The sequence below is a fragment of the Streptomyces sp. NPDC007189 genome, from assembly GCF_040703635.1.
GTDB lineage: Bacteria > Actinomycetota > Actinomycetes > Streptomycetales > Streptomycetaceae > Streptomyces.
The window spans coordinates 365309-392296 of record NZ_JBEYEY010000006.1 but is presented as its reverse complement, the minus strand read 5'-3'; the positions used below and the strand labels follow the sequence as shown (position 1 = coordinate 392296).

The window sequence follows — 26988 nt, the reverse complement described above, 5'->3', positions numbered from 1 at the left end:
TCAGAACACCGGGGTTTCGATGTCGCAGAACGCGCGCTCGCCGCGGGAGAAGACCTCGGCCACCGGGTAGGTGGGGCCCAGTGTCCGGGCGAACCGCGTCAGGACGTCGGCGAGGAGCGCTTCGGCCTCCTCCTCGCGGCCCAGTGACCGCAGGTCGTGCACGAGGTTGCCGCCGCACACCAGCGTGACCGGGTGGTCGGGACCGAGGGTGTCGCGCAGTGCGTCCAGATGACGGGTGTTCGCCCGCATCGCGTCCTCGAAGCGGCCCGCGGAGTGCAGGTCGTTGGCGAGGTTCACCCCGCAGCGCAGCGTGCAGTTGTGCCCCGGGCCGAACCGGCGCTCCAGCTTCTCGTAGGCGGACAGGTTCAGCGACAGCGCCCGCTCGTGCTCGCCGAGCGCCCGCAGGATCACGGCGTGATTGGTCTCCGTCATCGGCAGATACGGGTGGTCCGAGCCGAAGAGCTGCTCGTACCCGTTCACGGCCAGCGCGGCCAGCCGCTCGGACTCCTCCAGCTCACCGCGCAGCAGCAGGTCGACGGCGTGGTTGCCGATCGCGGCCAGGGTGTTCAGGTCCCCCTCGCCGTACCGGGCCCGGCAGCGTTCCACCGTACGGCTGGAGCGCTCGTACGCCTCGTCGTAGGCGCCCATCGCCCGCAGCGAGACGGCGAGGTTCTTGGCCACGTCCAGGGTGTACGGATGCTCGCGGCCCTGCCGGTCACGCAGCTTCGGGTACAGGGCGCGCAGCGACTCCGTGGAGCCGTGGTAGTCGCCCAGCTCGCGCTGGTCGCGGGCGTAGTTCGCGGCCACCACCAGGGTCAGCGGGTCGTCCGGGCCGAAGATCCGCACCCGCCGCTCGTAGGTCTCCGCGTCCAGCTCCAGCGCCTCCTGGAACCGGCCCAGCAGCCGCAGGTCGAGCGCGCGGTTGGCCGCGGACATCAGGGCCAGCGGATGGTCCGGCCCGAAACCGGTGATCAGCCGGTCCAGAGTGTCCGCGTCCCGTTCCGCCGCCGCCTCGAAGTCGCCCAGCACCCGCAGGTCGGCGGCGTTGCTGTTGGCGATCGCCAGGGTCTCCTCGTGGTCCTCGCCGTACACCCGGCGGGTGCGTTCCAGCAGCTCGGCGTTGAGCCGCCGGGCCTCGTGGAACTGCCCGAAGCTGCGGATCAGGTTGCCGTAGGCGCGCGTGATGCGCATGGTCTGCGGATGGTCCTCGCCGAGCCGCTCACGCCACTCCGCGCGCGCGAACTCGGCGAGCTGGGCGCCGCCGGTGTAGTCGCCGTGCTGGTAGAGATAGCGGACCTCGTTGATCACCAGGTCGCGGACGTCCCGGTGCTCGCACTCCACCGCCCGGGTGGGCCGGATGTGCGGGCGCAGCTCGGCGTACCGCCGCCAGTTGGCGTCGTCCTCCGGCTCCTTGGGGTCGGCCGCCGCCAGCAGGACATGGGTGAGGTGGTAGGTGTCCTCCTGCTCCTGCGGGGACATCTGGTTGAACAGCACCGCCTGCACCAGCCGGTGCATCTGCAGGCTGTTGCTGCGGTGGTCGATGCGGGCCAGCGCCAGCCGGCCGATCTCCCGGGTGACCAGGCCCAGTTCCACCGGGTCGCGCAGCGCCTCGGCGAGCGGGGACGGCAGCGGGGCGAAGGCCGCGCTGCGCAGCACCGCCCAGCTGATCGGCTCCGGCGCCATGCACGAGCACAGCCGCAGCAACTGCACGGCGGCCGGGCTGCGTTCGGCCAGCCGCTCCATGGCCAGGTTCCAGGTCGCCACCACGGAGTGCGGATAGCCGGACGGCACCGAGCTGTCCAGCAGCCGTCCCGCGTGCTCGCGCAGCAGCTGAAGGTACTCGTCCACCGACATCGCCGTCTCCGCGTGCCAGGCGCCGGCCTGCTCCACCGCGAGCGGGAGGTCGCCCAGCGCCTCGGCCAGCCGCGCGGCGTCCTGCGCGGGCATGCCCGGCACCCGGCGCTGCAGGAAGCGCACCGACTCCGCCCGGGAGAACACGTCCACCGCGATGGGGTGGGCGTGTCCCGCCCAGCTCTGGTTGCGTGACGTGACCAGGATGTGGCCCTCGCCGGAGGGGAAGTACTCCTCCAGGTCCTCGGGCCGGTCGGCGTTGTCGAAGACCAGGAGCCATCTGCGGAACGGCGTTCCCCTGCGCAGGCTGTCCAGGACCAGCGGGAGCGCCTCGTCGCCGCTGGGGGCCGCGTCCAGGCCCAGGTGCGGGGCGAGCGCGGCGATGGAGGAGCGGACCAGCGCCGGGTCCTCGGCGTTGATCCACCAGATCAGCTGGTACTGGGACTGATAGCGGTAGATGTACTCCACAGCCAGTTGTGTCTTGCCGACTCCGCCCAGACCGAAGAACGCCTGCGGCACGATGGCCGCGCGCCGGTCGGCCAGCCGGTCGTGCAACTGCGTGATCAGTTCGTCCCGGCCGGTGAAGATGTGGTTCCGCGGCGGGATGCGCCGGCCCCACACCTGCGGGACGCTCTCCTCGAACCGCACCGGCCGGGTGTTCGTCGGCAGGGGAGCGCTGCCCGGCCCCCCGGTACGCGAAGGGCCGTCGACGCCGGCCAGGCGAGACGCGGACTCGGCCACGGATGATTCCCTTTCCGCTGATGGCCGGGGGGTCTGTGCCGCCCGGCCGGATTCGACCGGGTGGGGACGGCCGGCCCCCGCTTCGGCAGTGCTGTCCAAGGATGTGGTGTCGGTCACGTCGTAATCGTAAGACTGCACAGCGTCACCGCGACCCGCCGGGCGCTGCTGCCGGGAGATGAGTCCGCGCAGCTCGCGCGCCCGGGCGGCGAAGCTCCCGCCCAGCGCGTCGGCCACCGCCGCGTCCACCTTGGCGAAGGGCAGGCTCTCCGCGCTGATGCGTGAGGGCAGCCGCGCCGACGGGTCGGCCAGCGTGGCGTCGAACCGGTACGGCGCCGAGGAGTGTTCGGCCAGGTAGTCCGAGACGGCCGTGAGGACCCGGCGGCTCTCCTGCCGGTGCAGGGAGCCGAGCAGCAGCGAGCGCACGTCCTGCGGGAAGTCGAACTCCGTCTGCTCCGCCGGGCGCCGCCGGTCACCGGACACCGGGTGCAGCAGTCCCGACAGGAACACCTCCGCGAGGTGCGACGGCGTCGTACGGGGCGCCATGACCTGCTGGACCAGGCGCATCACCGGCAGGAACAGCGGGGCGGCGGCCAGGTATCCGGCCAGCTCGAAGGCCTGGGGCGAGGCCTGCGCGCGGAAGGCGAGCACCCGGTCCAGCGGGGACAGCCGCTCCTCGGCCGGCCGCGGCGGCGCCGTCCGCGCCGGCGCCGGGCGCGCCGCGTCGCCCGCCGCCACGGCGTACCCCTGGAACGGCGACGACTCCGGACGGGCGACCAGGCGGGCCCACATCTGCAGGGCCGCGGGCGCCAGTTCCACCACCGGCACCAGCACGCCGGGGACACCGGTCCCGGCGTGCAGGTCGCCGTTGGGGGCGCCGGGCCGGGAGGCGTGCAGGGTCACGGGGAGCGGGCGCAGCGCGGTGCGGTGCCACAGCCGCCGGTCGAGCGGCTGCACCAGCGCCGTCGGCCGGCCGCGCGCCCAGCGGGCCAGCAGCCTGAGCGCCGCGCCCGAGCGCCAGCCGGGGCCGATGCCGTCGCTGAGGACCAGTACGGCGCCGCGCGGCGAGTGGTACGCGGGCGGACCCTGCCCGGCGTGGCGGCGCGGCCCGTCCCCGGACCAGGGAGGCGCCGTGGTGCGCACCGCGAGGGTCCCGTCCGCCAGATGCTCCAGCCAGCGCACGGTGATCGAGCGGAAGGCCCCCACCCGGCGCAGCACCGTGCGCAGCTCGGCGACCGCGCTGTCCCACAGCACCATGGACTCGCCGGTGTCGACCACCAGCACCAGATCGAGCCAGGGCTCCTCCTCCGGGACCAGCACCGGCTCCCAGACGTCGGTCTGCGCCGCGCGGTCGGCGGTGGCCTCCTCGTCCATCCGGTGCCGCACCGTGGACGAGGCCCGGCGCCTCAGCGGCCGCAGCGCCCGCCCCAGTTCGGCCGGCTTCGCCAGCGGCCGCACCCCGGGCGAACGGACCGGCAGCGCCGGTACGGCCGTCGCGGCGTCGCCGGCCGGCGCGCGGAAACCCCGGGCGTGCAGCTCCGGTCCCCGCGTGCGCGGGGCGGGAATGCCCGCGCGCACCGCGCCGTCCGGGTGCGCCTCGTCCGGTTCCTCGTCGCCCGGGGTGTCGCGCCGGCGCCTGAGCGGATCCGGCTCCAGCTGGCCCGTGAGCCCGGTCAGCGGATGCGGCCTGCGGACGGCCGGGCCGGCCTGCGCCGCGCCCTCGGCATGCGCCAACCGCGCCGCGAGCCAGAGGACTTCGGCGATCTCCCGCGCGTCCGGAGTGGGGCGCTCCGGTGATTCGTACGCCATCAGGGCCCCGTCTCGAGATGCCGCCACAGCGTGCGCAGCAGATCCTCCCACTGCTCGCGGTCCTCGTCCGCACCCGCGCGCGCCAACTGGATGGCGCTCAGCAACTGGTCCACCGCCACGCTGCCGTTGCCCTGCTCCACGAGGAACGCCTCCACCAGCGGGCGCGCCTGCGCGAGCGCCTCCTCGCCCAGATGCGCGGCGACGATCGCGGCGAGCCGCTCCGGACCCGGAGGCTCGATGTCGTACCGCAGGCAGCGCCGGGCGAACGCGGCGGGGAACTCCCGCTCCTCGTTGGAGGTGATGACCACGAACGGGAAGGCCCAGCAGGCGACCTGACCGTCCGTCACCCGCGCCTGGCCGCCGTCCGCCGTCCGCACGGACACGCTGCGCTGTTCCGGGGGCAGCCGCAGCAGCTCCTCGATCGCGAAGCGGCCCTCCTCGAACACGGTCAGAAGATCGTTCGGCAGGTCGATGTCGCTCTTGTCCAGCTCGTCGACGAGCAGGACGCGCGGCCGGCGGCGCGGCAGCAGCGCCGTGCCCAGCGGCCCGAGCCGCAGGAACCGGCCGATGTCGCCGGTGCCCTCGCCCGTGTCCAGGCCGGCCCGCTTCAGGTTGGCCTCGTGCAGCCGGCCGATCGCGTCGTAGGCGTACAGCCCGTCGCGCAGGGTGGTGCGGGAGGTCACCGGCCAGTGCAGGACCGGCCCGAGCCCCAGCTCGTAGGCGACGGCGTGGGCCAGCGTCGACTTGCCGGTGCCCGGACGGCCCGTCAGCAGCAGCGGACGGCGCAGCAGCAGCGCCGCGTTGACCACGTCGACCAGTCCCCGGTCCACCTGGAAGACCCGGCCCCGCCGGGCGTCGGCGGGCTCGGGGGCGAGGGGCTCCTCCTTTTCCGGGGGCGTGCCCTGCTGGATCGGCCGCCAGCCCGGAGGGTCGGGGAGCCGTTCGATCGCGTTGTGCGGGACGCCGTCGCCGCGATACAGCCACCACCCGGGTGTCTGCGTGCTTCCGGTCTCGGTCACGAGGGGTCACCTCCGGGGGCGGGAACGGGTGCGGCCAGGGGGGTCTGCGGGGGCAGCCGGTCGAACGGGTCCCAGAGGAAGCCCAGGCGCAGCCCGCCGGCGATGCGCGGCCCGCCGCCCGCGGGCACCGGCGACCACTCGCCGCGCCGGGCCCGCAGCACGGCCTCGGGCAGGCCCCGCACGCCGGTCGACCGCAGCCGGTCCGGCAGCTCACGGGTGACGCGCGCCCCGTCCTGCTCGTCGTGCGCCCACACCAGCGCGGGGATCCCCGCGTCCAGGGCCGCGTCGAACTCCGGGTCGGGCGTGCGCTTCCGGGACGCCCGCGGCGGAAAGCCGAGGACCAGCGCGAGCGGTCCGTCCTCGGGGTACAGGGCGGAGAACAGCACTTCGTACGACGCCGTGTCCTGGCTCCGGGCGGGCAACACATCGACCACCCGCTCCCCGGAGAGTACGGACATCGCTCTCATCCTGTCCCACTTTCGGGACCAGTTATGCCCCCATCCGAGCCAAACCGATTCGTTCTGGCGCTCGAGGCTGCGCACGGCGACCGGATGCACCACCCCCAGGCGCACCTCCGCGCCGCTGGGCGTGCTGATCGGGAGCCCGTCGACGGGCCGGCCGAGCAGTTCGCGGGGCAGGACGAACTCCACGAACAGATCCGGGGAGTCGATGGCCTTCGCCCGGCGCATCCGGATGATCTCTTTCCTGATCAACCGCTCGACGTCGGCCAGCCGCAGGGCGTCGGTGTACTGCTGCACGGCCTCGCGCGGCGAGCCCTCGTGCTCCTGGAAGACGTCGAGCAGATAGTGCCGGGACGGCGAGGCCGGCGTGATGCGGAACGTGGCGTACGTCCACCGGGCGCCGGCCCGCGCCGGACGCGAGCGCCGCTGCAGCAGCGGGCCCGGATCGACCACCGGCACGCAGTGCCCGGCCCGGCCGCGCACCCAGCGGGCCAGTTCCTGCCCGCGGGTGCCCGGGACCCGCTGGGACAGCGCGGCGACGAAGGCCAGCAGGGGCGGCACCGGGCGGCCCGCCTGGGCGATCTGCTGCAGGTCGTGCACGATCCCGAGGATGTCCTCGGGCGCGCCCTGCCAGGGGCGGCGCACCGGCCCGAGCGCCTCGTCGCGCAGCCCCACCAGACCCGGCAGCGGCACCGCGCCGTCCAGCAGCAGACGGTAGAGGTCGTCCATGGCCTCCGCGTCGAACGGGCCGTCGTCGAACGGCATCCGGTGCGGGCCGGCGTCCGGCTCGGCGCCCGGCGGGTCCGGGGGTAACTCCCCGGACAGCGCCAGGGCGGCGCGCAGCGGGGGCCAGGCCCGGGCCAGCCGCGCCAGGGGGATCATCCACGTCACCCCCGCGTCCGGCGCCTTGTCCCGCAGCACGGCCAGCCCCATCACCCGGGAGGTCGCCACGTCCTTCACGCCGCAGCCGCTGTACCCCTTGCCGACCCTGCGGCCGGTGTCGGGCGCGTCGTTCAGCTGGATCAGCGCCGAGTCGGGCCCTCCGGGGCCGGCCATCAGGCAGTCCGCCCACACGCCGTGCGGCTGCCCCTGCGGATAGCCGTACACCTGCATCCGCCGCTTCGCGCTGTAGGAGCCGGCGGACAGATGGCCGTGCGAGGTGGGGAACCGGTCGCCGACCAGGGACAGATCGCCGTGCAGGGTCAGCACCGAGAAGTCCTCGTGCGAGTGCCCGCCGGCGTACTGGTGCCCGCCGCCGGGGGAGCCGCGCAGCCGCAGGCCGTTGCTCAGGCCGATCGTCACGGTGGCGCCCGGGTCGTCGTGCCACTGCCGGCCGAGGGCGCTCGTCACCACGTGCGCGCAGGTCAGCACGTACCGCGGCGGCATGACGACCCCGCCGCCCACGGGGGCGCCCGTGGGCCCGAGGATGCTCACCTGCCAGACGTCGGTTGCGGTCAGCTCCGCGACCGGTTCCACCCCCAAGAGACCTCTCCCCCCGTCTGCCCCGCGACCGGACGCGCGTCTGCGGAGCCGCCATAGTAGCGGCCTGGCAGGGGGTGGAAGCAGGGGGCAACGGGCCGTCGGCGGCGGGGAGTTGACCCTGCCGCCGGGCAGCCCGCGGGCGCCCTGGTCAGCGGATGGTGATCGTGATGGTGGAGCCCTTGGGAGCCTTGTCGCCGGCCCGCACCGACTGCTTCTTCACGGTGTCGCCGAACAGCCCGAGCAGCCCGCGGTCCTCGTCCACCTTGAAGCCGGCGCCCTCCAGCGCCTTGTGGGCGTCGTCGACGCTGTCGCCGGTCACGTCCGGCACCTCGACCATCACCGGGCCCTTGGACAGCGTCAGCGTCACCGTGTCGCCCTGGGCGGCCTGGCCGCCGTCGCCCGGGCTCTGCCGGGCCACCTTGCCCTTGTCGTACGACGAGTTGACCTGCCCGGGCGCGACCCGCACCTTCAGCCCGGCGTCCGTCAGCTCCTGCCGGGCGTCGGCCAGGTCGTCGCCGGTGACGTCCGGCACGTCGACCGGGCTGCCCTTGCTGACGGTCAGCGCGATCGCCGAGCCGGCGTGCCGCTTGGTGCCGGCCTGCGGGGTCGTGGCGATCACGGAGCCCCGGGGCACGTCCTCGCTGAACTCCCGGGTGACCATGCCCGGCTCCAGGCCGTCCGCCTTCAGCCGCGCCCGCGCCTCGGCCAGCGTGCGGCCCTCGACGTCCGGCACGTTCACCGTCTCCGGGCCCAGCGAGATGGTCAGCGTCACCGCGTCGTGGTCACGGATGCGGGCGCCGGGCGCCGGGTCGGTGCCGACGACCGTGCCCCGGGCCACGGTGTCGTTGTACTCCCGCTTGACCTGCCCGACCTCCAGACCGGACGACTCCAGCCGGGCGCGGGCCTGCGCCTCGGTCTTGGCCAGCAGCGGCGGGACCTTGGTGAACTGGCCGGAGTTGATGTACCAGACCCCGGCGCCGGCGCCGAGCACCACCAGCAGGGCGGCGACGATCGTCAGCACCAGCCGCCTGGACCTGTGCGGCGGCACCGGGGGCGCCTGCAGCCGGCTGGTGTGCCGCACGCCGTCCGCGTCCGGCTCCTCGTCGCCGACCGGCAGCGGCCTGGGCACCGTCAGCGAGCGCGGGATCACGCTCGTACGGTCGCCGGCGTTGTCGTGTTCCGCCGTGACCGCCTGCGGCGGCATCGCGTCCAGCTGCTCGTCGCTCAGGCCCCGGCGCGCCTCGCGGGTCCGGGCGAGCAGCGCCACCGCGTCCTGCGGCCGGATCTCCGGGCTGCGCGCGGTCGCCGACGCGACCAGCTCGTCCAGGTCGTACGGCAGCCCGGGCACCAGCGCCGAGGGCGGCGGCACGTCCTCGTGGATGTGCTTGTAGAGCACCTGCGCGGGGGAGTCCCCCGCGTGCGGCTTGGCGCCGGTCAGCATCTCGTACAGCACGACACCGCACGCGTACACGTCGACGCGCGCGTCGGCGCTGCCCTGCTCGATCTGCTCGGGCGCGAGATACGACACGGTCCCGAGGACGGCGCCGGTCGTGCTGGTCTGGGTGTCCACGGACCGCACGAGCCCGAAGTCGGCGACCTTGACCCGGCCGTCGTCGCCTATCAGCACGTTCTCCGGCTTCATGTCCCGGTGCACGAACCCGGCCCGGTGCGCCGCCCCGAGCGCGGCGAGGACGGGTTCGAGGATGTCGAGCGCCGCGCGGGGCTGCAGCGCCCCCCGCTCGCGCAGCACGTCCCGCAGGGTGCACCCGGCGACGTACTCCATCGCCAGGTACACATACGACCCGTCGGTGCCCTGGTCGAAGACCTGCACCACGTTCGGGTGCGCCAGCCGGGCCACCGACTTCGCCTCCCGGATGAACCGCTCCACGAACGAGCCGTCCGCGGCGAGCGCCGGGTGCATCACCTTCAGCGCGAGCACGCGGTCCAGACGGGTGTCCAGGGCCCGGTAGACCGTGGCCATCCCGCCGACCGCGATCCGCGCGTCGACGCGATAGCGGCCGTCGAGCACCTGGCCGACGAGGGGGTCCTGAAGGGTCGTATCCACGAGAGGGGAGTCTACGAGGAGCGACCGACAGCGCCGCACGGTGCGCTGACGCCGGTGACGGAATGCAGCACAGCTGTGACGGCCCCGCGATCAGAAGGCCGGGCGCTCGGGATCCAGGCGGGCGCGTCCCTCGGCGGGGGAGGAGGCCTGGGCGAAGTGCCTGCGCGGGATCCGCCCGGCCAGCCGGGCCAGCCGGCCTCCTTCCACGGCATGCCGCATCGCGGCGGCCATCGTCTCCGGCTCCTGCGCCCGGGTCACCGCCGAGGCGAGCATCACCCCGGCGCACCCCAGCTCCATGGCGAACGCCACATCGGACGCCGTCCCGGCCCCCGCGTCCAGGATCACCGGCACGCGCGCGTGCTCGACGATCAGCTGGAAGTTGTGCGGGTTGCGGATGCCCAGCCCGGACCCGATCGGCGAGCCCAGCGGCATGACGGCGGCACACCCCACGTCCTCGAGTCTCCGCGCCAGCACGGGATCGTCATTGGTGTACGGCAGCACTGTGAACCCGTCGTCGACCAGCGTCTCCGCCGCCTCCAGCAGCTCCACCGGATCCGGCAGCAGCGTCCGCTCGTCGGCGATGACCTCCAGCTTGATCAGATCCGTGCCCAGCGCCTCCCGCGCCAGCCGCGCGGTCAGCACCGCCTCGCCCGCGGTGAAGCAGCCCGCCGTGTTCGGCAGCACCCCGATGCCCAGCTTCTCGAGCACCGACAGCACCGAGCCGTGCACGGAGGGGTCCACCCGCCGCATCGCGACCGTCGTCAGCTCCGTGCCGGAGGCGGCCAGCGCCCGCTCCAGCACGTCCAGGCTGGGCGCCCCGCCCGTGCCCATGATCAGCCGCGACGACAGGGGCCTACCCCCGAGGACCAAGGGATCGTCGGCCATGGCTCAGCCTCCCTGGACGGCGGTGAGGACTTCGATCCGGTCGCCCTCGGCGAGCGCCGTGGCGGCCCACCGCGCGCGCGGGACGACGGTCTCGTTGACGGCGGCGGCCACCCCGGACGGCGACGGAACCAGCGACCGTACGACGGCTTCGAGAGCGGTGCCCGGAGCGATCTCCCGGCGCTCTCCGTTGACGGAGATCGAGATGCTCATGCGGGCTGCTCCACGAGGACGGGGGCGCCGAAGCGCCGCGGCGTGAACGGGCGGGCTTCTTCCGGCAGCTCGCCGTCGGCCAGCAGCTGTGCCATCACATCCCCGGTGACCGGCGTGAGCAGCACCCCGTTGCGGTAGTGCCCGGTGGCCAGCAGCAGCCCGTCCAGCCCGGACGGGCCGAGCAGCGGCGCGTTGTCGGGGGAGCCGGGGCGCAGCCCGGCCCGGGTCTCGGTGAGCGGCAGCTCGGTGATGCCCGGCACCAGCTCGTGGGCGTCGCGCAGCAGCTCGTACACCCCGCCCGCGGTGACGGTCGTGTCCCAGCCCAGCTCCTCGCTGGTGGCGCCGACGACCAGCTCGCCGTTCTCCCGGGGCACCAGGTACACCTGGCTGCCGCGGACCACGGCGCGGACGGTACGGCTGAGGAAGGGCGCGTACCGGCGCGGCACGGTGAGCCGCAGCACCTGCCCCTTCACCGGGCGCACCGGCGGCAGCAGCGCCTCCGGCACGCCCGCGAGCCGCCCGCTCAGGCTCCCGGCGGCGAGCACCACCTGCCCGGCGCGCAGCGCGGTGCCGTCGGCGGTGGTCACCCCGGCCGCCCGGTCGCCCGTGACGTCCAGCCGCTCGGCCCACGCGCGGTGGAAGACGACGCCCGTCCGCTCGCACGCGGCCACCAAAGCCGCCGCGAGCCGTCGCGGGTCGATCTGGTGGTCGCCGTCGACCCGCAGCCCGCCGCGCACCCCGGGCGCCAGCATCGGCTCCAGGCGCCGGCACTCCCGCCCGGACAGCCACTGCGCGTCCAGCCCCGAGCGCTGCTGCAGCGCGTGCAGTTCGCGCAGGTGGGCGCGGTCGTCGGCGTCGAGCGCGACCGCGAGGGTGCCGCAGCGGCGGTAGCCGAGGTCGTGGCCGGTCAGCTCGGTCAGCTCGGCCGCGAAGCGCGGGTAGCGGCGGGCCGACTCCAGGTTCAGGGCGAGCAGCGTCTCCTCGCCGTAGTGCAGTTCGGTGACGGCGGCCAGCATCCCGGCCGCGACCCGCGCGGCCCCGCCGCCGGGCTCGGGGTCCACCACGGCCGTGGCCAGCCCGCGCTGCGCCGCGCGCCAGGCCGTGACCAGGCCGATGATCCCGCCCCCGATGACGAGGACGTCGGACGTACGTGACGACATGGGCGTCCAGCCCCTCCCTTCGCCGGCATGACCCGGATCAGGTTCGTACGGTCGGAGGCCGCCAGCCTCCCTCTCAGCCCGGTGCGTCCGGGCTCCCGCGAGTGCGTGTACGGGGGCCACCCTAGCCCGCCGCCCGCACCGCCCGTAAGAGCGCCCCGGCCGTGCGCGGCCGTCCGGTCGGCACCCGGGAGGGTGAGCCGCCGGGCGTTCTCCCACCGGTACCTGCGGTGTGGAGCAGGTCACCGGGCATGGCCGCTGACTGACGCTCCGTCACGTGTCTATGGTGATCGGGTGGGCGAACAGACAGCACAAGAGGGCACGTCACAGGGGCGGCGCGTGGTCGTCGCCGGCGCGGGCATGGCCGGCGTGCAGACCGCGGTCGCGCTGCGGGAGCAGGGCTTCAGGGGCGTGATCACCGTGATCGGCGCCGAACCGCACCAGCCGTACGACCGGCCGCCGCTGTCCAAGGCCGTGCTGCTCGGCAAGGCCGAGGACTCGGCCTTCGACGTGGACTTCGACTCCCTCGGGGTCGAGCTGCGGCTCGGCTGCGAGGTGCTGGGCCTGCGCCCCGCCGAGCGGGAGCTGGACACCGAGCAGGGCCCGGTGCCGTACGACGTCCTCGTCCTCGCCACCGGCGCCGAGCCGGTCACCCTGCCGGGCACCGAGGGCGTGCCCGGCGTGCATCTGCTGCGCACCCTGGACGACGCCGAACGGCTGCGGCCGGTGCTGGCCCGGCAGCACGAGATCGTGGTGGTCGGGGCCGGCTGGATCGGCGCCGAGTTCGCCACGGCCGCCCGGGAGGCCGGGTGCGCGGTGACCGTCGTGGAGGCCGCCGGCCGGCCGCTCGCCGGCGCTCTGCCCGCCGAGGTCGCCGCCCCCATGGCCGCCTGGTACGCCGACGCGGGCGCCGAACTGCGCACGCACGCGCGCGTGGAGCGCGTCGAGCCCGGCGCGGTGCTCCTCGCCGACGGCACCCGGCTGCCCGCGGACGCCGTCGTCGTCGGCATCGGCGCCCGCCCCGCCACCGCCTGGCTGGCCGGCTCCGGCGTCGAACTGGGCCCGCACGGGGACGTCCTCGCCGACGCCCGGCTGTGCACGTCCGTGCCCGATGTGTACGCCGTCGGCGACTGCGCCTCCTTCCCCTCCGGCCGCTACGGCGAACGGCTGATGGTCCACCACTGGGACAACGCCCTGCAGGGCCCGCGCACGGTCGCCGCGAACATCCTCGGCGAGACCCCGGCGGCCTACGACCCGGTGCCGTACTTCTGGTCCGAGCAGTTCGGCCGCTTCGTCCAGTACGCCGGCCACCACCCCGCCGCCGACCGGCTGATCTGGCGCGGCGACCCGGCGGGCCCGGCCTGGACGGTGTGCTGGCTGTGCGAGGACCGCCTGGTGGCCCTGCTGGCCGTGGGCCGACCGCGTGATCTCGCCCAGGGGCGGAGACTGATCGAGGCGGGCGCCCGCATGGACGCGGCGGCCCTGGCCGACCCCGGCAAGCCGCTGAAGGACGCGAAGGCCGAGTGACCGGCGCTGCCCCGAAAGGGGCGCGGGGTTGTTCCGCCGTGCCGCCGCGGGGGAGCGACCGGCCGCCGCCACGCCCGGCCCGCCCGGCGACACAACCCGGCATGACGCATCGCGACCGAACCGGCGGAGCGCCTACCCTGGTGCCGTGACCGAGATTGACGCAAAGATCGATGCTCTCGTCCCCGCCTGGCTCACCCTCCCCGACATCGCCGAAAGGCTCGGCGTGGAGGTGACGCGCGTGCGGCAGCTGGTCAAGGAGGGCCAGCTCATCGCCGTCCGCCGCGGTGAGAACCGGGCGCTGCACGTCCCCGCCGCCTTCATCGACGGGGACAAGGTCGTCAAGGGCCTGTCCGGCACCCTGACGCTCCTGCGGGACGACGGCTTCACGGTCGAAGAGATGATCGAGTGGCTCTTCACCCCCGACGACACCCTGCCCGGCACCCCCGCGCAGGCCCTGAGCGAGAATCGCGGCACGGAGGTGAAGCGCCGCGCCCAGGCGCTCGCCGTCTGAGCCGACCCGCACCACAAGGGGTGGCGTGCGGGCCGCAGCGCCCGTACGCCACCCGTGACACCAGCCAGGGACACCGATCAGGGGGACCCACGTATGTCCGACACCGCGCGCGCCGCGCTCGCCGACGCCCGTCTGTACCTGTGCACGGACGCGCGCACCCGCCAGGGCGACCTCCCCGAGTTCCTGGACGCGGTCCTGGCCGGCGGCGTCGACATCGTGCAGCTGCGCGACAAGGGCACGGAGGCCGCCGAGGAGCTGACGCACCTGGAGGTCTTCGCGGACGCCTGCGCCCGGCACGGCAAGCTGCTCGCGGTGAACGACCGCGCGGACGTCGCCCACGCGGCCCGCGCCGACGTCCTGCACCTCGGCCAGGGCGACCTGCCGGTCCCGGCCGCCCGCGCCATCCTCGGCGACGAGGTGCTGATCGGCCGCTCCACGCACGCCGAGCCCGAGGCCGCGGCGGCCGCCGCGCAGGAGGGCGTGGACTACTTCTGCACCGGCCCCTGCTGGCCCACCCCCACCAAGCCCGGCCGGCACGCGCCCGGCCTCGGCCTGGTCCGGTACACGGCCGGTCTGGCCACCGACCGCCCCTGGTTCGCGATCGGCGGGATCGACCTGACCAACCTCGACGAGGTGCTGGACGCGGGCGGCCGCCGGGTGGTCGTGGTCCGTGCGATCACCGAGGCCGACGACCCGGGAGCGGCCGCGGCCGAGTTCGCGAAGCGGCTCCGGCAGTTCTAGCAGCGGCTGCGGCAGGTCCAGCGGCACCGTTGTCCGGGGTTTTGTCCAAGGGATGGACAGCAACTCGGCAATTCGGGCAAATCCCCGTCCTCCGGTTGGGGGACCGCCCGCCCCTGGCTAACCTGCCCGTATGGCCCTCGGAACCCCCTCCACCAGGACTGATCGCGCACGCACCGTGCGCGACATCCTCGCCAGCGGCAAGACGACGTACTCCTTCGAGTTCTCGGCGCCGAAGACCCCCAAGGGCGAGCGGAACCTGTGGAGCGCGCTCCGGCGGGTCGAGGCGGTTGCGCCCGACTTCGTCTCCGTGACCTACGGCGCCGGCGGCTCCACCCGCGCCGGCACCGTCAAGGAGACCGAGCAGATCGTCGCCGACACCACGCTCACCCCGGTCGCCCACCTCACCGCGGTCGACCACTCCATCGCCGAACTGCGGAACATCATCGGCCAGTATGCGGACGCCGGGATCCGCAACATGCTCGCCGTGCGCGGCGACCCGCCCGGCGATCCCATGGGCGAATGGGTCCCGCACCCGCAGGGTCTGACCTACGCGGCCGAACTCGTCCGGCTCATCAAGGAGTCGGGCGACTTCTGCGTGGGCGTCGCCGCCTTCCCGGAGATGCACCCCCGCTCCATGGACTGGGACGCCGACGTCGCCCACTTCGTGGACAAGTGCCGTGCGGGCGCCGACTACGCCATCACACAGATGTTCTTCCAGCCGGAGTCGTATCTCCGCCTGCGCGACCGCGTGGAGGCCGCGGGCTGTGACACCCCGGTGATCCCCGAGGTCCTGCCCGTCACCAGCGTGAAGATGCTGGAACGGTTGCCGAAGCTCAGCAACGCCCGCTTCCCGGACGCCCTGAAGGAGCGGATCCTCACAGCCAAGGACGATCCGGCGGCGGTACGCTCCATCGGTATCGACTTCGCCACGGAGTTCTGCGCACGGCTGCTCGCCGAGGGAGTGCCCGGACTGCACTTCATCACGCTCAACAACTCCACGGCGACCCTGGAAATCTACGAGAACCTGGGCCTGCACCACCCCCCGCAGGCCTAGACCGGCCGCACCGCGATACGACACACTGCGTAGCGGTCACTGGGAGAGGGGCGTACATGGGCTGGACGGTCCTCTACATCGCGTTCGGCATCGTCGCACTGTGGTTGCTGGGCGAGGTGCTGCTGCAGTACAAGGCGCGACTGCGCTGGCGGCTGCTCGCCTTCGCCGGCTTCCTCGGCGTCGTGCTGGGTGTGCTGATGCCGTCCGTCGTCGTCATCGGGCTGGGCGCGATCGCCTTCGCGGTCGGCCAGACCTACGTCACGCTGTCGTTCCGCCGCGGCTTCGCCGCCGGCTGGGCCGTCAAGCGCCCCGACACGGACAGCGAGGGCGGCAGCAAGCGCCGCCGCGGCAAGGCCGACCGGCACGACCCGGACCTCGACGGCGCCGAGCCCGCAGGCCCGGAGGACGACCGGGACGCCGAGGGCCGCTACCACCAGGACCCCGGCGGCTACGACGAGGGCTACGACCGCGACGACGTCTTCACCCCGGCGTCCCGCGGCGCCGAGCCCACCGCCGCCGAGACCACCGCCGTCTACGAACCGCAGCCCCTGCCCGACGACACCGGCTCCTACGGCGTCTACGGCGACACCGCCTACGCGGGCGCCACCCAGTCCCAGGGCACCGACCAGCAGAGTTACGCCTACGACTACTCCGGCTACGCCCAGCAGGGCTACGGCTACGACGCCGGGGGCCAGCAGGCGTACGCCAACTACTCCGACCCGTACATCGGCAGCCAGTCCTACGACGGCGCCGCGTACGACACCGGCTACGCGCAGCAGTACGCCCAGCAGGGCTACACCCAGGAGCCGTACGGCGGCGGCTACGGCGAGACCCCGGCCGGCGGGGTCTGGGTGCCCCAGCAGCGCACCGACGAGACCTACGGCGGCGAACTCCCGCAGGAGCAGCCGTATCCCTACCAGGGCCAGGACCAGGGCTACGCCGAGCAGCCGCAGCCCGGTGCCGGCTACGACGAGCAGTACCGCTTCTGAGGCGCGCAGCGCTTCCCCGGGCCCGGCGCCCTGCTCACTGCGAGCCGCGGAACCCCGGGCCCTCCACGATCAGCCCCGCCACCAGCGCGCCCGACATGCCCGCGTGCGGCAGGCCGCCACCCGGGTGCGACCAGCCGCCGACGGTGAAGAGGCCGGTCAGAGTGGTGGCGTTGCCCGGATGCAGCAGGCGTCCGGCGCCCGCCGCGAGCGCCGGGGCCGGTATCGCGCCGCCCACCGCGCCCGTGGCCTCCTCGACGGCGGCGGGGGTGAGCACCTCCGTCCAGAGGATGCGGTCCCGCACCCCGGGCACGGCCCGCCCGGCCGCCTCGATCATGTTCTCCGCGTGGCGGTCGAGCACCTCCCGGGCCCCCTGCGGCGGGCCGGCGGGGATCACCGAGGACAGGACGACCGCCTCATGGGCGGCGTCCGGCACCAGTGCCGGGTCGTCCGGGCGCAGCACGGTGACGGTCGGGCGCGCGACCGCCTCGCCCGAGCCGCCGAACACCAGCTCCCACTCGGCCTGCTGATCCTGCGCGTGCACCACGGTCCGGTGGGCCGTGCCGCCCGGCCGGCCGCCGCGCAGCGCCAGCAGCACCGTGAGCCGGCTCGTCCTCCCGGGCTGCGGCGGGACCTCGCCCCCGCCGCGCAGGGCCGTGCCCGGCACGAACCGGCCGAGGGCGTCCGGAGCCACACCGGCCACCACGAAGTCCGCCTCGGCCACGGTGCCGTCCGTCAACTCCACGCCCGCCGCCCGGCCGTCCTTCTCCAGGATCCGGGCGACCTCCGCGCCGAAGACGAACTCCACCCGCCGCCGCACGCACCGCTCGTACACCGCGCGCGCCAACTCCCGGACGCCGCCGCGCACATACCAGGTGCCGAAGGCGTGCTCCATGTAGGGCAGCACGGCCGCGCTCGCCGGGGTGGTCCGCGGATCCAGGCCGTGGCCGAGCGCGGCACTGTGCAGCAGCGCGGCCAGGCGCTCGTCGCGCAGCTCCCAGGCGCCGATCTCGGACAGCGTGCCCGCCCGCCGCGTGCGCAGCAGCCGCTTGTGCGGGACGGCCGGATACGGCTCCTTCTCCGCCAGCACCTGCCAGTCGGGCCACAGCGGCTCCTCCAGCAGCGGTCTGCGGGTGCGGTCCCAGGCCTCCCGGGCCCGCACCAGGAAGTCGCCCCAGCGCTCGCCCGCGCCCGCGCCCAGCGCCTCGTCCAGGGCCGCGACCACACCCGCGCGCGAGGCGTTCGGCAGCGACACCTCGGTGCCGTCCGCGAACACATGCCGGGCCGACGGATCGACCTGGACCAGCTCGACGCAGTCCTCCAGCGGCTCCTTGCCGGTCTTGACGAACAGATCGCGGTACACGGCGGGCAGCGTCAGCAGCCCCGGGCCGGTGTCGAAGCCGAACCCGTCCCGCTCGAAGCGGCGCACCGCACCGCCGTACGTGTCCGTGCGCTCGTACACCGCCACCCGGTGGCCCGCGACGGCCAGCCGGGCGGCGGCCGCCATCGCGCCCATCCCGGCGCCGATCACCGCAATCCGTGCCATGCCTGCGACTTTACCGACCGCCACTGACAATCCGGCCCGCGGGAGGCCGGCGCGGACGCGCCCCGCACCGGGCCGTTGGCCGCGTACGTGGGCACGCGCGCGTACGGCTGAGTATCCGTACCTAGGCCGCGAGATGAGTACGTGCGCGGATGGGCCGCGACCTGTGTGAACGGGACAGTGGAGACACGGCAAGGGGGCGCGGCCCGGCACCGCCGACACGGGGCGGCGGAACGGCGCCCGCCACCCGGCCGCTCCTTCCGCCGATCCGTCGGCGGAAGCGAGACCGGGGGACCCGGGGGACGACCGCCCACGGGGGAGCACAGGGGGAAGACCGTACGGGGGAGAACGGGGGAGTACGGGGGAGTCGGGAAGGCGCCGGTCCGCACGCGGACCGGCGCCTTCCTCATGTCCCCCGCAGCCCCCCGGGGTGCGGGCCCGCTCAGCCCTTCCCGCTCACGCGCCCCTGCAGCAGCCTGGACAGGGCCGCGTGGACGTCGTCCAGGGAGCGCTCCGGCTGGAAGGACTTCCAGTCCAGCGCGGCCACCAGCACCATGCCGACCAGCGCCGCCGCCGTCAGCTGGATGTCGATCTCCTCGCTGAACTCGCCGGCCGCCACGCCCTCGCGCAGCACCTGCTCGACCACCGCGACGGCCTCCTGCCGGACCACCATCAACGTGGACTGCCAGGCCCGGTTGGTGCGCCACAGCTCGGCCACGTACAGCTGCGTGAAGGCCGGATAGCGGTCGATGAAGACCAGGCCCGCGCGGACCATCGCGTCCAGCGCGTCCACCCGGCTGCCGCCCGCCCGCGCGGTCCGCTCCGCCGCCTCCTTCAAAGATGCCGTGAGCAGACCGACGCCGTGCCGCAGCAGCTCCTCGAAGAGGACCGACTTGCTCGCGAAGTTGTAGTAGACCGTGCCCTTCGCGACCCCGGCCCGCTCGGCGATCTCGTCCACGGTGGTCGCGGAGAAGCCCTGCTCGGCGATGAGTGTCACGGCCGCCTCGTAGAGCTTCTGCCGGGTGGCCTCGCGGCGGGTGCTGCCGCCGGACCTGGTGCTGCTGCGTTCCATGGCCCCGATTCTCACAGGTACGCGCGCGTGCGGTGACAGCGCGGGGATCACGGACGTCACAGACTCAGCTCCGGGTGCAGCCGGTCCGGCGTCCAGACCTGGCGGCGCCGGGCCGCGACGGCGGTCAGCGCGAGCGCGGCCGCGGTGAAGGCGGCCAGCACCCCGCACGCCTGCCAGACCGGGCCGAGCCCGCCGCCCGTGATCAGCCGGCGCAGCGCCGCCACGATGTAGCTCATCGGCAGGAACGGGTGGATGGCGTTGAAGAAGCCCGGACTGGTCTGCACGGGATAGGTGCCGCCCGCCGAGGTCAGCTGGAGCATCAGCAGTGCCAGCACCAGGATCCGGCCCGCCGCGCCGAAGCGGGCGTTGAGCCACTGCACGATCGCCGCGAAGCACGCCGCGACCAGGAACAGGAAGCCGATCGTGCCGGCCGCGCGCAGCATCTGCAGGCCGATCGCCCAGTGCAGCACGGCCATCAGCGCGCCCACCTGGAGCACGCCGACCGCGGCCACCGGCAGCCAGCCCGCGAGCGCGATCCGCCAGGCCGGCGAACCGGCCGCCAGAGCACGCCGGTTGAGCGGCGGGATCAGCATGTAGGCCACCATCGCGCCCACCCACAGGGACAGCGGGATGAAGTACGGGGCGAAACCGGTGCCGTAGTTCGGCGCCTTGTGCAGGTCGTGGGAGGCCAGCTGGACCGGGTCGGACATCACGCCGGTGCGCCGGTCGCGGTCCTTCTTGTCGTAGTCCGGGATCTTCCCGGCGCCGTCGTGGAGCCCGCCGGCGAGCTTTCCGGAGCCGTCGGACAGCTTGTAGAGGCCGCCGTTCAGGGTCCGGGCGCCCGACGCGGCCGTGCCGATGCCCTTGTCCAGCGTGGCCGCGCCGGTCTGTGCGGTGCCGAGCCCGGTGTGCAGCTTCTTGGCGCCCGCGGCGACCTTCTGCGCACCGGAGTTCAGCTTGTCGATCTTCGCAACCGCGTCGCTGACGTCCTCGTACAGGTGCGGTGACCGCGCTTGGAGGGCCTTGGCCTGCTGCTGGAGGGTGCCGAGGTTGTCCCGCATCGTCTTCAGGTCGCCGTCCTGGTCGGCGATCAGCGTGTTGAGGTCGTCGGCCACGGCCGCCACGTCGGCGGCGGCCGTCCTGGCCCGCTTCAGGTCGGGGCAGGCCGGGTCCGGGACCGCGGCCTTCTCGCAGCGCGTCCGGTAGACCTCGTCCAGCACGTCCGAGGACGCGTGGGCGGTTTTCGCGGCGCCCGGGGCGAGCTTCACCATGACGTCCAGGTTGTCCTTGACGGTCTTGGCCGAGTCGGCGACCAGGCGGGCGGTGTCCCCGATCGTCTTCTCGTTGTCCTTCAGGTAGGGACCGGCCTTGCCGTAGACGCCGTCGACCTTGTCGGCGAGCGCCTGGGTGCCGTCGGCGACCTGCCGGGACCCGTCCTGGAGGTCGCCGGCGCCGGTGTTCAGCTTCTTCAGGCCCTTGGCCAGCTTGTCGCTGCCGCTCTTGGCGTCCTTCAGCCCGTCGGCGAGGTCCTTCGATCCCTTCTCCGCCTTCCCGATGCCGGTGTTCAGCCGGTCGGCGCCCTTGGCCGCGGTGACGGTCTGGTCGTGGATGTCGGAGAACGAGACGAAGATCTTGTCCAGGAAGGTGCGGGAGGTCTTGGCGGAGGCGGCCGAACGGACCTCGTTGAAGACGGTCCGGGAGATCTGGCCGACGATGTAGTTGTTCGCGTCGTTGGTGCGCACCTGGAGCGCGCCGGTCTCCGGGGAGTCGCCGGAACTGGAGGCGATGCGCCGGCTGAAGTCGGCGGGCATGGTCAGCGACAGGTAGTACGTGCCGTCCTCGACGCCGTCACGGGCCTCCTCGTCGCTCACCTCGTGCCACGCGAAGGTCCGGCTGTCGCGCAGCCCGGCCACGATGTCGTCACCGGCGGTGATCCGCTTCCCGCCGGCCGTGGCGCCCTTGTCGTCGTTCACCAGGGCCACCGGGATGCGGTCCAGGCGGCCGTACGGGTCCCAGAACGACCACAGGTACAGGGCGCCGTAGAGCAGCGGCAGCACGAGCAGCGCGACCAGCGCCGCGCGCGGCAGCCGCCCGCGCCCGAACCGCCTCAACTCGAGTGCGGCCAGCCTAGGCGTGCGCATCGACGTCCTCCTTCGGATCGCTGTTCCGGGCCTGCGTGCTGCTGTTCGCGTGGCTCTGCTCGCTGCTCTTCGCGCCGGTGTCCGTGCCGGCCTTACCGCCCGTCGCCGTGGTGTCCTCCGCCCCGGTCCGTACGACCACGCAGTCGTCGGGGGCGGTGCGGCAGACGGCCGCCACCGTCGTGCCCGCGCGCGTGAGCGAGCGCAGCAGCGCCCAGAGTTCGGCGCGCTCGGTGTCGGAGAGCTTGGTGTCGATGTCGTCGACGGCGAGCAGTCCGGGCCGGCCGAGCAGCGCCAGGGCGATGGACAGGCGCAGCTCCTGGGGTCGTTCCAGGTCGCGTACGGCCGTCCGGGAGCCCTTGGGCAGAGTTTCGAGGTCGAGCCCGGCGGCGGCGAGGGCCGCGTCGACGCGCAGCCGGGCCTCGTGCACGCGCTGGGTGCGGGGGCGCAGCAGCTCGCGAACGGAGTCGCCGAAGCGGCTCTGCAGCAGGGCCCGCTCCCGCAGATGCTCGCCGACGGTCAGCGCGGGCTCGAGATCGGTCACCCCGGCCACGTTGGCCACCGCGCTGACCCGGCGCAGCCTGGCCATGTGCCGGGGCAGCCGGAACCCCCCCACGGCGGCCGTCCCCTCGGTGGGCTTCATCCGTCCGGTGAGCGTGAGCAGCAGACAGGTCCGGCCGGAGCCGGACGGCCCCTCGATCGCGATGAGCGAGCCGGGTTCCGCGTCGACGGCGACGCCCCGGAAGGCCCACCCCCGCGGCCCCTTGAGCCCCAGGCCCTCTGCCCTGACGTCCACGCCGTCCGCGCCGTCCACAAGCCCCCCTGTCCCTTCGTGCCGGTGAAGCCATTTTTGCACTGACTGGTCAGTGCAAAAATAAGCCCGAACCCACGATCGATGCAAAGCCGCAGGTCAGAACGGATTGTCAGTGCCATACCTCACGATGGGCACATACGGCACCCATGCCGTCACCCAGACGACAGGAGGTTCGTCATGGCCAACCCGTCCGCAGCCGCCGCCCGCCGGCGCCGCGCCACCGGCCCTGCCCCCTCACTGACCGGCCCGGCGAGCGATGTGCACCCCGTGCTCCGCCGGGCCACGGCCCCGCCCGCCGCTCTCGACCTGCTCGCCCAGGCCCGCGCCGGACTGGACGAGGCCGCCGTCCTGGAAACGCCGAACGAGCGCTATGCGACGGCCCACCTCGCCGCCCTGCGCACCGCCGCCGCCGTGCTCGCCGCCCGCGGCCGCCCCGAGACCTCGCCCCGGCGCCGCGCCCGCATCCGCAGCGCCTGGGAGGTGCTGCCCGAGATCGCCCCCGAACTGACCGAGTGGAGCGCGCTGTTCGCCTCCGGCGCCGCCCGCCGCGCCCGCGCCGAGGCCGGCATCCAGGGCGCGGCCAGCCGCCGGGACGCCGACGACCTGATACGCGACGTGGCGATGTTCCTGCGCATCGTCGAGCGGATGCTCGTCCTCCAGCCGGTCCTGCCCCAGCCCCGCCAGGACCCGGGAGAACCGGGCGGCCCGAGAGCGCGCGATGACCTTCCGGACGCGGGCTGACCACCGCGGGTCCCGGCGTGCGAGACGCGCCGAGTCCGGCCCGCCTGCGGTGACCGGCGAAGCGGCGGAGGCAATAGGGTGGAGTCGCCTGAAGCCGTCCAGCCCTGCCGAGGAGTCAACCGCCGTGTCGGACCCGATGCGCCCGCCCGCCTCCCACCAGCACCCGCACCCGGCGTCGCCGCGCTCCGACACCCCCCGCTCCCGCGCCTCCCTGCGCACCGCCGTCGTCTGGGAGGTCCTCCAGGACGCCCTCGACCGCCGGGTCAAGGCCACGGGACGCGAGGCGCTGGACGTCCTCGACACCGGAGGCGGCAGCGGCAACTTCGCCGTGCCCCTCGCCCGGCTCGGCCACCGCGTCACCGTCGTCGACCCCAGCCCCAACGCGCTGTTCGCGCTGGAGCGCCGGGCCGCCGAGGCCGGCGTCGCCGACCGGGTCAAGGGCGTCCAGGGAGATGCGCACGGCCTGTTCGACGTGGTCGAGCGCGGGGGCTACGACGCCGTGCTGTGCCATGGCGTCCTGGAGTACGTGGACGACCCGGCCGAGGGCGTCCGCAACGCGGTTGCCGCGCTGCGCTCCGAAGGCGTCCTCAGCCTGCTCGCCGCGGGCCTCGGCGGCGCGGTGCTGGCCCGCGCCCTCGCCGGTCACTTCACGGAGGCCCGGCAGGCGCTGCAGGACCCCGAGGGCCGCTGGGGCTCCGGGGACCCGATGCCGCGCCGGTTCACCGCCGAGCAGCTCACCGCGCTCGTCGAGGGCGCGGGCCTCAGGGTCGGCGCCGTGCACGGCGTGCGGGTCTTCGCCGACCTGGTGCCCGGAGTCCTCGTGGACACCGAGCCCGGCGCCCTCGACGCACTCCTCAAGCTGGAGTCCGCGGCGGCCGAGCTACCCGCCTTCCACTCCGTCGCCACCCAGCTGCACGTGCTCGGCCAGACGCCGGGTGCCGCCGAGGGCTGAGCGCACCGCCGTGACCCGCCGCTGATCAGGGGCTCGTCGGCGGATGGAGTACGCCACAAGCCCCCCGATCGTGGGGTTTGCGCCGTATGATCGAGGTAAGCCGCCCGGCATGACGGGTCGGCCGCCGGGGAATGCAAGCCTCAGCGAGCCGCGACAGCCATGACGGACTCCGGTTGGCCAATTGGCGTAGAGGGGCGGGTTTCACGGGGGCGATTCCCTGCCTATCCTGAAGGGACCCCCCGGGTCGCCCCGGCGACTGCACGATGAGGAGGACTCCGTGCCGCTCTCGGAGCACGAGCAGCGCATGCTCGAGCAAATGGAGCGAGCGCTGTACGCCGAAGATCCCAAGTTCGCGTCGGCGCTTGAGGGAAACGGGCTGCGGACGTACACCCGGCGGCGGGTCTACCAGGCGGTCGCGGGCTTCCTCGTGGGTATCGCGCTCCTCATGGCCGGAATGGTCGCACAGCTGATCTGGGTCAGCGTGGTGGGTTTCCTCGTCATGCTGGGCTGTGCCGTACTCGCGGTCACCGGCTGGCGCAAGGCGCCCAAGCCGGGCGAACAGCCGGCGGGCGCCGTCCGACGCCCGGTGCGGCCGAAGCGCTCCATGATGGACCGCATCGAGGAGCGCTGGCAGCGCCGCCGGGACGGACAGGGGCAGTAGCAGCAGCCGTCCGGCGGCTTCGAGGAAGCGACCGGACGATGACGTCGACAGACACAGACAACGGGTGAGGGGCGGCCACCAGCGGTGGCCGCCCCTCACCCGTTGTCTCAGCCCCGCTGCTGCGACGGCCGGCGCAGGCCGGGCCGGGCCCCCGCGAGCCGGGCCCTGAGCGCCGACCAGCGGGCCGACGCCGCCCACAGCACCCGTACCGACGAGCGGGGCAGGAGCAGCGCCCGCAGCCGCGCGCCCGCGCTCACCGTGCCGCGCAGTCCCGCGATCACCCGGCGCACGTCCTCGGCCGCACCCGCCGCCGGACGCGGCCGGGGCGCGTACAGCGCCTGCTCCACCGCGTCCGCGAGCCGGTGCACCGCGGCACCGGCCGCCGGATCCAGCCGGCCCCGCCCGGCGATCCGGGCGGCCGCCCGGCGCGGGGTCAGGGACTCGTCGGGCGCGATGCCGTGGTCCCAGGCGCTGTCCGTCAACTCCTGCCAGGCCGCCAGGGTGTGCGCGACCGCGCCCTCCTCGGTCCGGGCGTGCCCGCCGAGCCGCACCGCACGCACCCGCAGCCGCCACAGCATCGGCGCCAGCGGAACCGCCAGGACCACCAGCGCGGCCAGACCGATCAGCAGATACCACCACGGGCCCGCGCCACCGCCGCCGCTGTGCGGGGCCGCCGCCGCGGACGCGGTGTCGCAGCCCTGCACCCTGGCCAGGTCGGGCGCGCAGCTCTGGCCCTGCGAGGCCGACGCCGAGGGCGCCGCGGACGCCTCGTGCGACGGCAGGTCCGGGTTGGGCAGCGAGGTGCCGGGCGTGTCCGACTGGGTGTACGACGGCATGGTGCCCCGGGTCGGGGTCGGCTCGAAGCGGGTCCAGCCCACGCCTTCGAAGTACAGCTCGGGCCAGGCGTGCGCGTCCTTCTGGCTCACCGTGACCGTGCCGTCGGCCTGCGGGGTGCCGGGCGCGAAGCCCACCGCGACCCGGGCCGGGATGCCGAGGGTGCGGGCCATCGCCGCCATGGCGAAGGAGAAGTGGACGCAGAAGCCCTCCTTCTTCTTCAGGAAGGTCGCGATGGCGTTCGGACCGCGGCCGACCTCCACCTGGGTGTCGTACTGGAAGCCGCCCGAGACCGCGAAGTAGTCCTGGAGCTTGACCGCCTCCTCGTAGTGGCTCCGGGCGCCCGCCGTGATCTGCCGGGCGGTCCTGGCCACCACCTTCGGCACCGAGGACGGCACCTTCGTGTACTCCCGCTCCAGGGCGGAGGGCGGCTCGGGCGCCGTGGCCAGTTGCGCCGCGGTCGGCCGCACGTCCAGGCTGGTCACCTGGTAGGTCTCGCCGCGCGTGGTCTGGCCGTGGTCGCCGACGAGCGTCATCCCGACCGGCTCGTAACGCCAGCGGCCGCCGATCCTCACCCTGCTCGGCGGGTACGGCATCGGCAGCCAGTCCTGGGCGTACCAGTCCGACGCCGAGACCGTCGTCGTCTCCGTGGCCCGCTTGACGTCCCCGGCGAGGCCGATGGGGGTGGGAAACCGGTCCGGTACGCCGACGATGTGCCGCTGGGCCGGCTTCCACGTGGTGCCGTCGAAGTCGTCCAGGGACACTATCCGCAGATACAGGTCCGAGATGTCGGTCGAGCTGGTCCTCAGGGACAGCACCTGGCGGTCGGTGTTCGTGTTCAGGCTGTCGCGCAGGGACACCAGGGGGTTGACCGCGGAGATCGTGCCGCCGTTGCCGTCGCCCGCTCCCACGCCCGTGCCGGCGGCGTCCAGCAGGCCTCCCTGCATCGCGGGCAGGGCGAGCGGCACCACCAGGGCCGCGCCGAGCGCGAGCGCGCCGATCCGGCGTCCGGCGCGCACCGGGGCCACCGCGCTGCTCTCCGTGGTCCCCGCGGAGCGGGGCGCGCCGCCGAAGACCCGGCCCCACTGCGCCAGCCGGTCCCGGCCCTCCGCGAGCAGCAGCATCAGATAACCGGCCGCCGCCACCAGGAACCACAGCCAGTCCGCCCCGCCGCCGGACAGCCCGGCGGCCACCGAGTACAGCGCGAGCAGCGGCAGCCCGGCCGGGGCCGCGCTGCGGAAGGTCACCGCGAGCGTGTCCACCAGCAGACCGATCAGCAGCACCCCGCCGATCAGCATCAGCTTGATGCCGTCGGTCAGCGGCGCCGGTATCGCGTACTCGCTGACGTCGTTCGAGCCCTGCTGGAGCAGGTCGCCGAAGTGCCGGAAGGCGTCCGGGCCCGGCAGCAGCCCGATGACCGCGTGCTCCCGCGCGAAGACCAGGGTCAGCAGCACCAGCGTGACCAGCGCCTGCGCCAGCACCGTCATGGTCCGGCCCAGCGGCACCCGGCGGGCCGCCGCGCCCACCCCGGTCTGCACCGCGAGCAGCGGGACGAGCTGCAGCAGCCACGTCGGCGCGGCCACCAGGGGCAGCAGCGCGCAGGACGCCATCAGTGTGGCCGCCGCCGCGCACAGGGCCAGTCGTGCCCGCCCGCTCATCGCGTCGCCTCCGCGCTTATCGTGGCCAGGCCTGAGCGCTCCCGGTCGGCCTGCTGCCACAGCGCGTTCAGCGCGCCGC

General features: G+C 74.2%; 20 protein-coding genes and 1 riboswitch. Of the genes, 8 read left to right on the top strand and 12 right to left on the bottom strand.

Features of this window, described 5'->3' with window-relative positions; all coding sequences use genetic code 11:
- The 7 genes from fxsT to thiO all read right to left on the bottom strand — a co-directional run bounded on the left by fxsT (position 1) and on the right by thiO (position 11680).
- Positions 1 to 4398, bottom strand: a complete 4398-nt coding sequence (gene fxsT, locus AB0950_RS15945) for an FxSxx-COOH system tetratricopeptide repeat protein (RefSeq protein ID WP_366778727.1) — start codon at positions 4396 to 4398, stop codon at positions 1 to 3.
- On the bottom strand, positions 4398 to 5417 hold the full coding sequence (locus AB0950_RS15940; protein ID WP_360149976.1) for a MoxR family ATPase: 1020 nt from the start codon (positions 5415 to 5417) through the stop codon (positions 4398 to 4400). Before AB0950_RS15940 ends, fxsT begins: the two co-directional genes overlap by 1 nt.
- Positions 5414 to 7354, bottom strand: coding sequence for a hypothetical protein (locus tag AB0950_RS15935; RefSeq protein ID WP_366778745.1), 1941 nt, complete (start codon positions 7352 to 7354; stop codon positions 5414 to 5416). The genes AB0950_RS15940 and AB0950_RS15935 overlap by 4 nt, the downstream gene beginning before the upstream one ends.
- Before the next feature lie 154 nt (positions 7355 to 7508).
- Entirely contained in the window at positions 7509 to 9425 is a 1917-nt protein-coding gene (gene pknB, locus AB0950_RS15930) for a Stk1 family PASTA domain-containing Ser/Thr kinase (RefSeq protein WP_366778726.1), read from the bottom strand.
- Positions 9426 to 9515: 90 nt separating this feature from the next.
- A complete protein-coding gene (locus AB0950_RS15925) occupies positions 9516 to 10310 on the bottom strand; it encodes a thiazole synthase (RefSeq protein WP_366778725.1) in 795 nt (264 codons plus the stop codon).
- Between the two features lie 3 nt (positions 10311 to 10313).
- Entirely contained in the window at positions 10314 to 10514 is a 201-nt protein-coding gene (gene thiS / locus AB0950_RS15920; protein WP_366778744.1) for a sulfur carrier protein ThiS, read from the bottom strand.
- Positions 10515 to 10516: 2 nt separating this feature from the next.
- Complete coding sequence (gene thiO, locus AB0950_RS15915; protein WP_360571471.1) at positions 10517 to 11680, bottom strand: glycine oxidase ThiO; 1164 nt, start codon at positions 11678 to 11680, stop codon at positions 10517 to 10519.
- Positions 11678 to 11789, bottom strand: a riboswitch (TPP riboswitch). It overlaps the preceding gene by 3 nt.
- Positions 11790 to 11971: 182 nt before the next feature.
- Here thiO and AB0950_RS15910 point away from each other — a divergent pair.
- From AB0950_RS15910 to AB0950_RS15890, 5 genes are all read left to right on the top strand, one after another.
- Complete coding sequence (locus AB0950_RS15910) at positions 11972 to 13204, top strand: FAD-dependent oxidoreductase (protein ID WP_366778723.1); 1233 nt, start codon at positions 11972 to 11974, stop codon at positions 13202 to 13204.
- Positions 13205 to 13349: 145 nt separating this feature from the next.
- A complete protein-coding gene (locus tag AB0950_RS15905) occupies positions 13350 to 13715 on the top strand; it encodes an Rv2175c family DNA-binding protein (protein ID WP_360149991.1) in 366 nt (121 codons plus the stop codon).
- A gap of 93 nt (positions 13716 to 13808) precedes the next feature.
- Complete coding sequence (gene thiE, locus AB0950_RS15900) at positions 13809 to 14456, top strand: thiamine phosphate synthase (protein WP_366778722.1); 648 nt, start codon at positions 13809 to 13811, stop codon at positions 14454 to 14456.
- A 130-nt stretch (positions 14457 to 14586) separates the two neighbouring features.
- On the top strand, positions 14587 to 15510 hold the full coding sequence (gene metF / locus AB0950_RS15895; protein ID WP_360149997.1) for a methylenetetrahydrofolate reductase [NAD(P)H]: 924 nt from the start codon (positions 14587 to 14589) through the stop codon (positions 15508 to 15510).
- Between the two features lie 56 nt (positions 15511 to 15566).
- Complete coding sequence (locus AB0950_RS15890) at positions 15567 to 16499, top strand: hypothetical protein (RefSeq protein WP_360150000.1); 933 nt, start codon at positions 15567 to 15569, stop codon at positions 16497 to 16499.
- 34 nt (positions 16500 to 16533) lie between these two features.
- Here AB0950_RS15890 and AB0950_RS15885 read toward each other — a convergent pair whose 3' ends face one another.
- The 4 genes from AB0950_RS15885 to AB0950_RS15870 form a co-directional block, all read right to left on the bottom strand.
- Positions 16534 to 18042, bottom strand: coding sequence for an NAD(P)/FAD-dependent oxidoreductase (locus tag AB0950_RS15885; protein ID WP_366778721.1), 1509 nt, complete (start codon positions 18040 to 18042; stop codon positions 16534 to 16536).
- Between the two features lie 439 nt (positions 18043 to 18481).
- Positions 18482 to 19111 (bottom strand): TetR/AcrR family transcriptional regulator, encoded by a 630-nt coding sequence (locus AB0950_RS15880; protein ID WP_360150006.1) that lies wholly within the window; start codon positions 19109 to 19111, stop codon positions 18482 to 18484.
- A 56-nt stretch (positions 19112 to 19167) separates the two neighbouring features.
- Entirely contained in the window at positions 19168 to 21252 is a 2085-nt protein-coding gene (locus AB0950_RS15875) for a YhgE/Pip domain-containing protein (protein ID WP_366778720.1), read from the bottom strand.
- Positions 21239 to 22063 carry an ATP-binding cassette domain-containing protein gene (locus tag AB0950_RS15870; protein WP_366778719.1) on the bottom strand — a complete coding sequence of 275 codons (825 nt, stop codon included), beginning with the start codon at positions 22061 to 22063 and terminating at the stop codon, positions 21239 to 21241. Before AB0950_RS15870 ends, AB0950_RS15875 begins: the two co-directional genes overlap by 14 nt.
- 177 nt (positions 22064 to 22240) lie before the next feature.
- Between AB0950_RS15870 and AB0950_RS15865 the strand changes: the two genes are divergently transcribed.
- The 3 genes from AB0950_RS15865 to AB0950_RS15855 all read left to right on the top strand — a co-directional run bounded on the left by AB0950_RS15865 (position 22241) and on the right by AB0950_RS15855 (position 24417).
- Positions 22241 to 22804: an SAV_6107 family HEPN domain-containing protein gene (locus tag AB0950_RS15865; protein WP_360150015.1), complete on the top strand. Its 564-nt coding sequence runs from the start codon at positions 22241 to 22243 to the stop codon at positions 22802 to 22804.
- Between the two features lie 124 nt (positions 22805 to 22928).
- Entirely contained in the window at positions 22929 to 23756 is an 828-nt protein-coding gene (locus AB0950_RS15860) for a methyltransferase (protein ID WP_360150018.1), read from the top strand.
- Between the two features lie 277 nt (positions 23757 to 24033).
- Positions 24034 to 24417, top strand: coding sequence for a DUF3040 domain-containing protein (locus tag AB0950_RS15855; RefSeq protein ID WP_360150021.1), 384 nt, complete (start codon positions 24034 to 24036; stop codon positions 24415 to 24417).
- A 107-nt stretch (positions 24418 to 24524) separates the two neighbouring features.
- Here AB0950_RS15855 and AB0950_RS15850 read toward each other — a convergent pair whose 3' ends face one another.
- Positions 24525 to 26909: a DUF3488 and transglutaminase-like domain-containing protein gene (locus AB0950_RS15850; RefSeq protein ID WP_366778718.1), complete on the bottom strand. Its 2385-nt coding sequence runs from the start codon at positions 26907 to 26909 to the stop codon at positions 24525 to 24527.
- Positions 26910 to 26988: the final 79 nt, after the last annotated feature.

Excerpts from the sequence above, each read along its gene's own strand:
- fxsT (WP_366778727.1), bottom strand. The coding sequence starts at position 4,398 with ATGGCGTACGAATCACCGGAGCGCCCCACTCCGGACGCGCGGGAGATC.
- AB0950_RS15925 (WP_366778725.1), bottom strand. The coding sequence starts at position 10,310 with ATGGCCGACGATCCCTTGGTCCTCGGGGGTAGGCCCCTGTCGTCGCGG.
- thiO (WP_360571471.1), bottom strand. The coding sequence starts at position 11,680 with ATGTCGTCACGTACGTCCGACGTCCTCGTCATCGGGGGCGGGATCATC.
- thiE (WP_366778722.1), top strand. The coding sequence starts at position 13,809 with ATGTCCGACACCGCGCGCGCCGCGCTCGCCGACGCCCGTCTGTACCTG.
- metF (WP_360149997.1), top strand. The coding sequence starts at position 14,587 with ATGGCCCTCGGAACCCCCTCCACCAGGACTGATCGCGCACGCACCGTG.
- AB0950_RS15890 (WP_360150000.1), top strand. The coding sequence starts at position 15,567 with ATGGGCTGGACGGTCCTCTACATCGCGTTCGGCATCGTCGCACTGTGG.
- AB0950_RS15885 (WP_366778721.1), bottom strand. The coding sequence starts at position 18,042 with ATGGCACGGATTGCGGTGATCGGCGCCGGGATGGGCGCGATGGCGGCC.
- AB0950_RS15880 (WP_360150006.1), bottom strand. The coding sequence starts at position 19,111 with ATGGAACGCAGCAGCACCAGGTCCGGCGGCAGCACCCGCCGCGAGGCC.
- AB0950_RS15875 (WP_366778720.1), bottom strand. The coding sequence starts at position 21,252 with ATGCGCACGCCTAGGCTGGCCGCACTCGAGTTGAGGCGGTTCGGGCGC.
- AB0950_RS15865 (WP_360150015.1), top strand. The coding sequence starts at position 22,241 with ATGGCCAACCCGTCCGCAGCCGCCGCCCGCCGGCGCCGCGCCACCGGC.
- AB0950_RS15850 (WP_366778718.1), bottom strand. The coding sequence starts at position 26,909 with ATGAGCGGGCGGGCACGACTGGCCCTGTGCGCGGCGGCGGCCACACTG.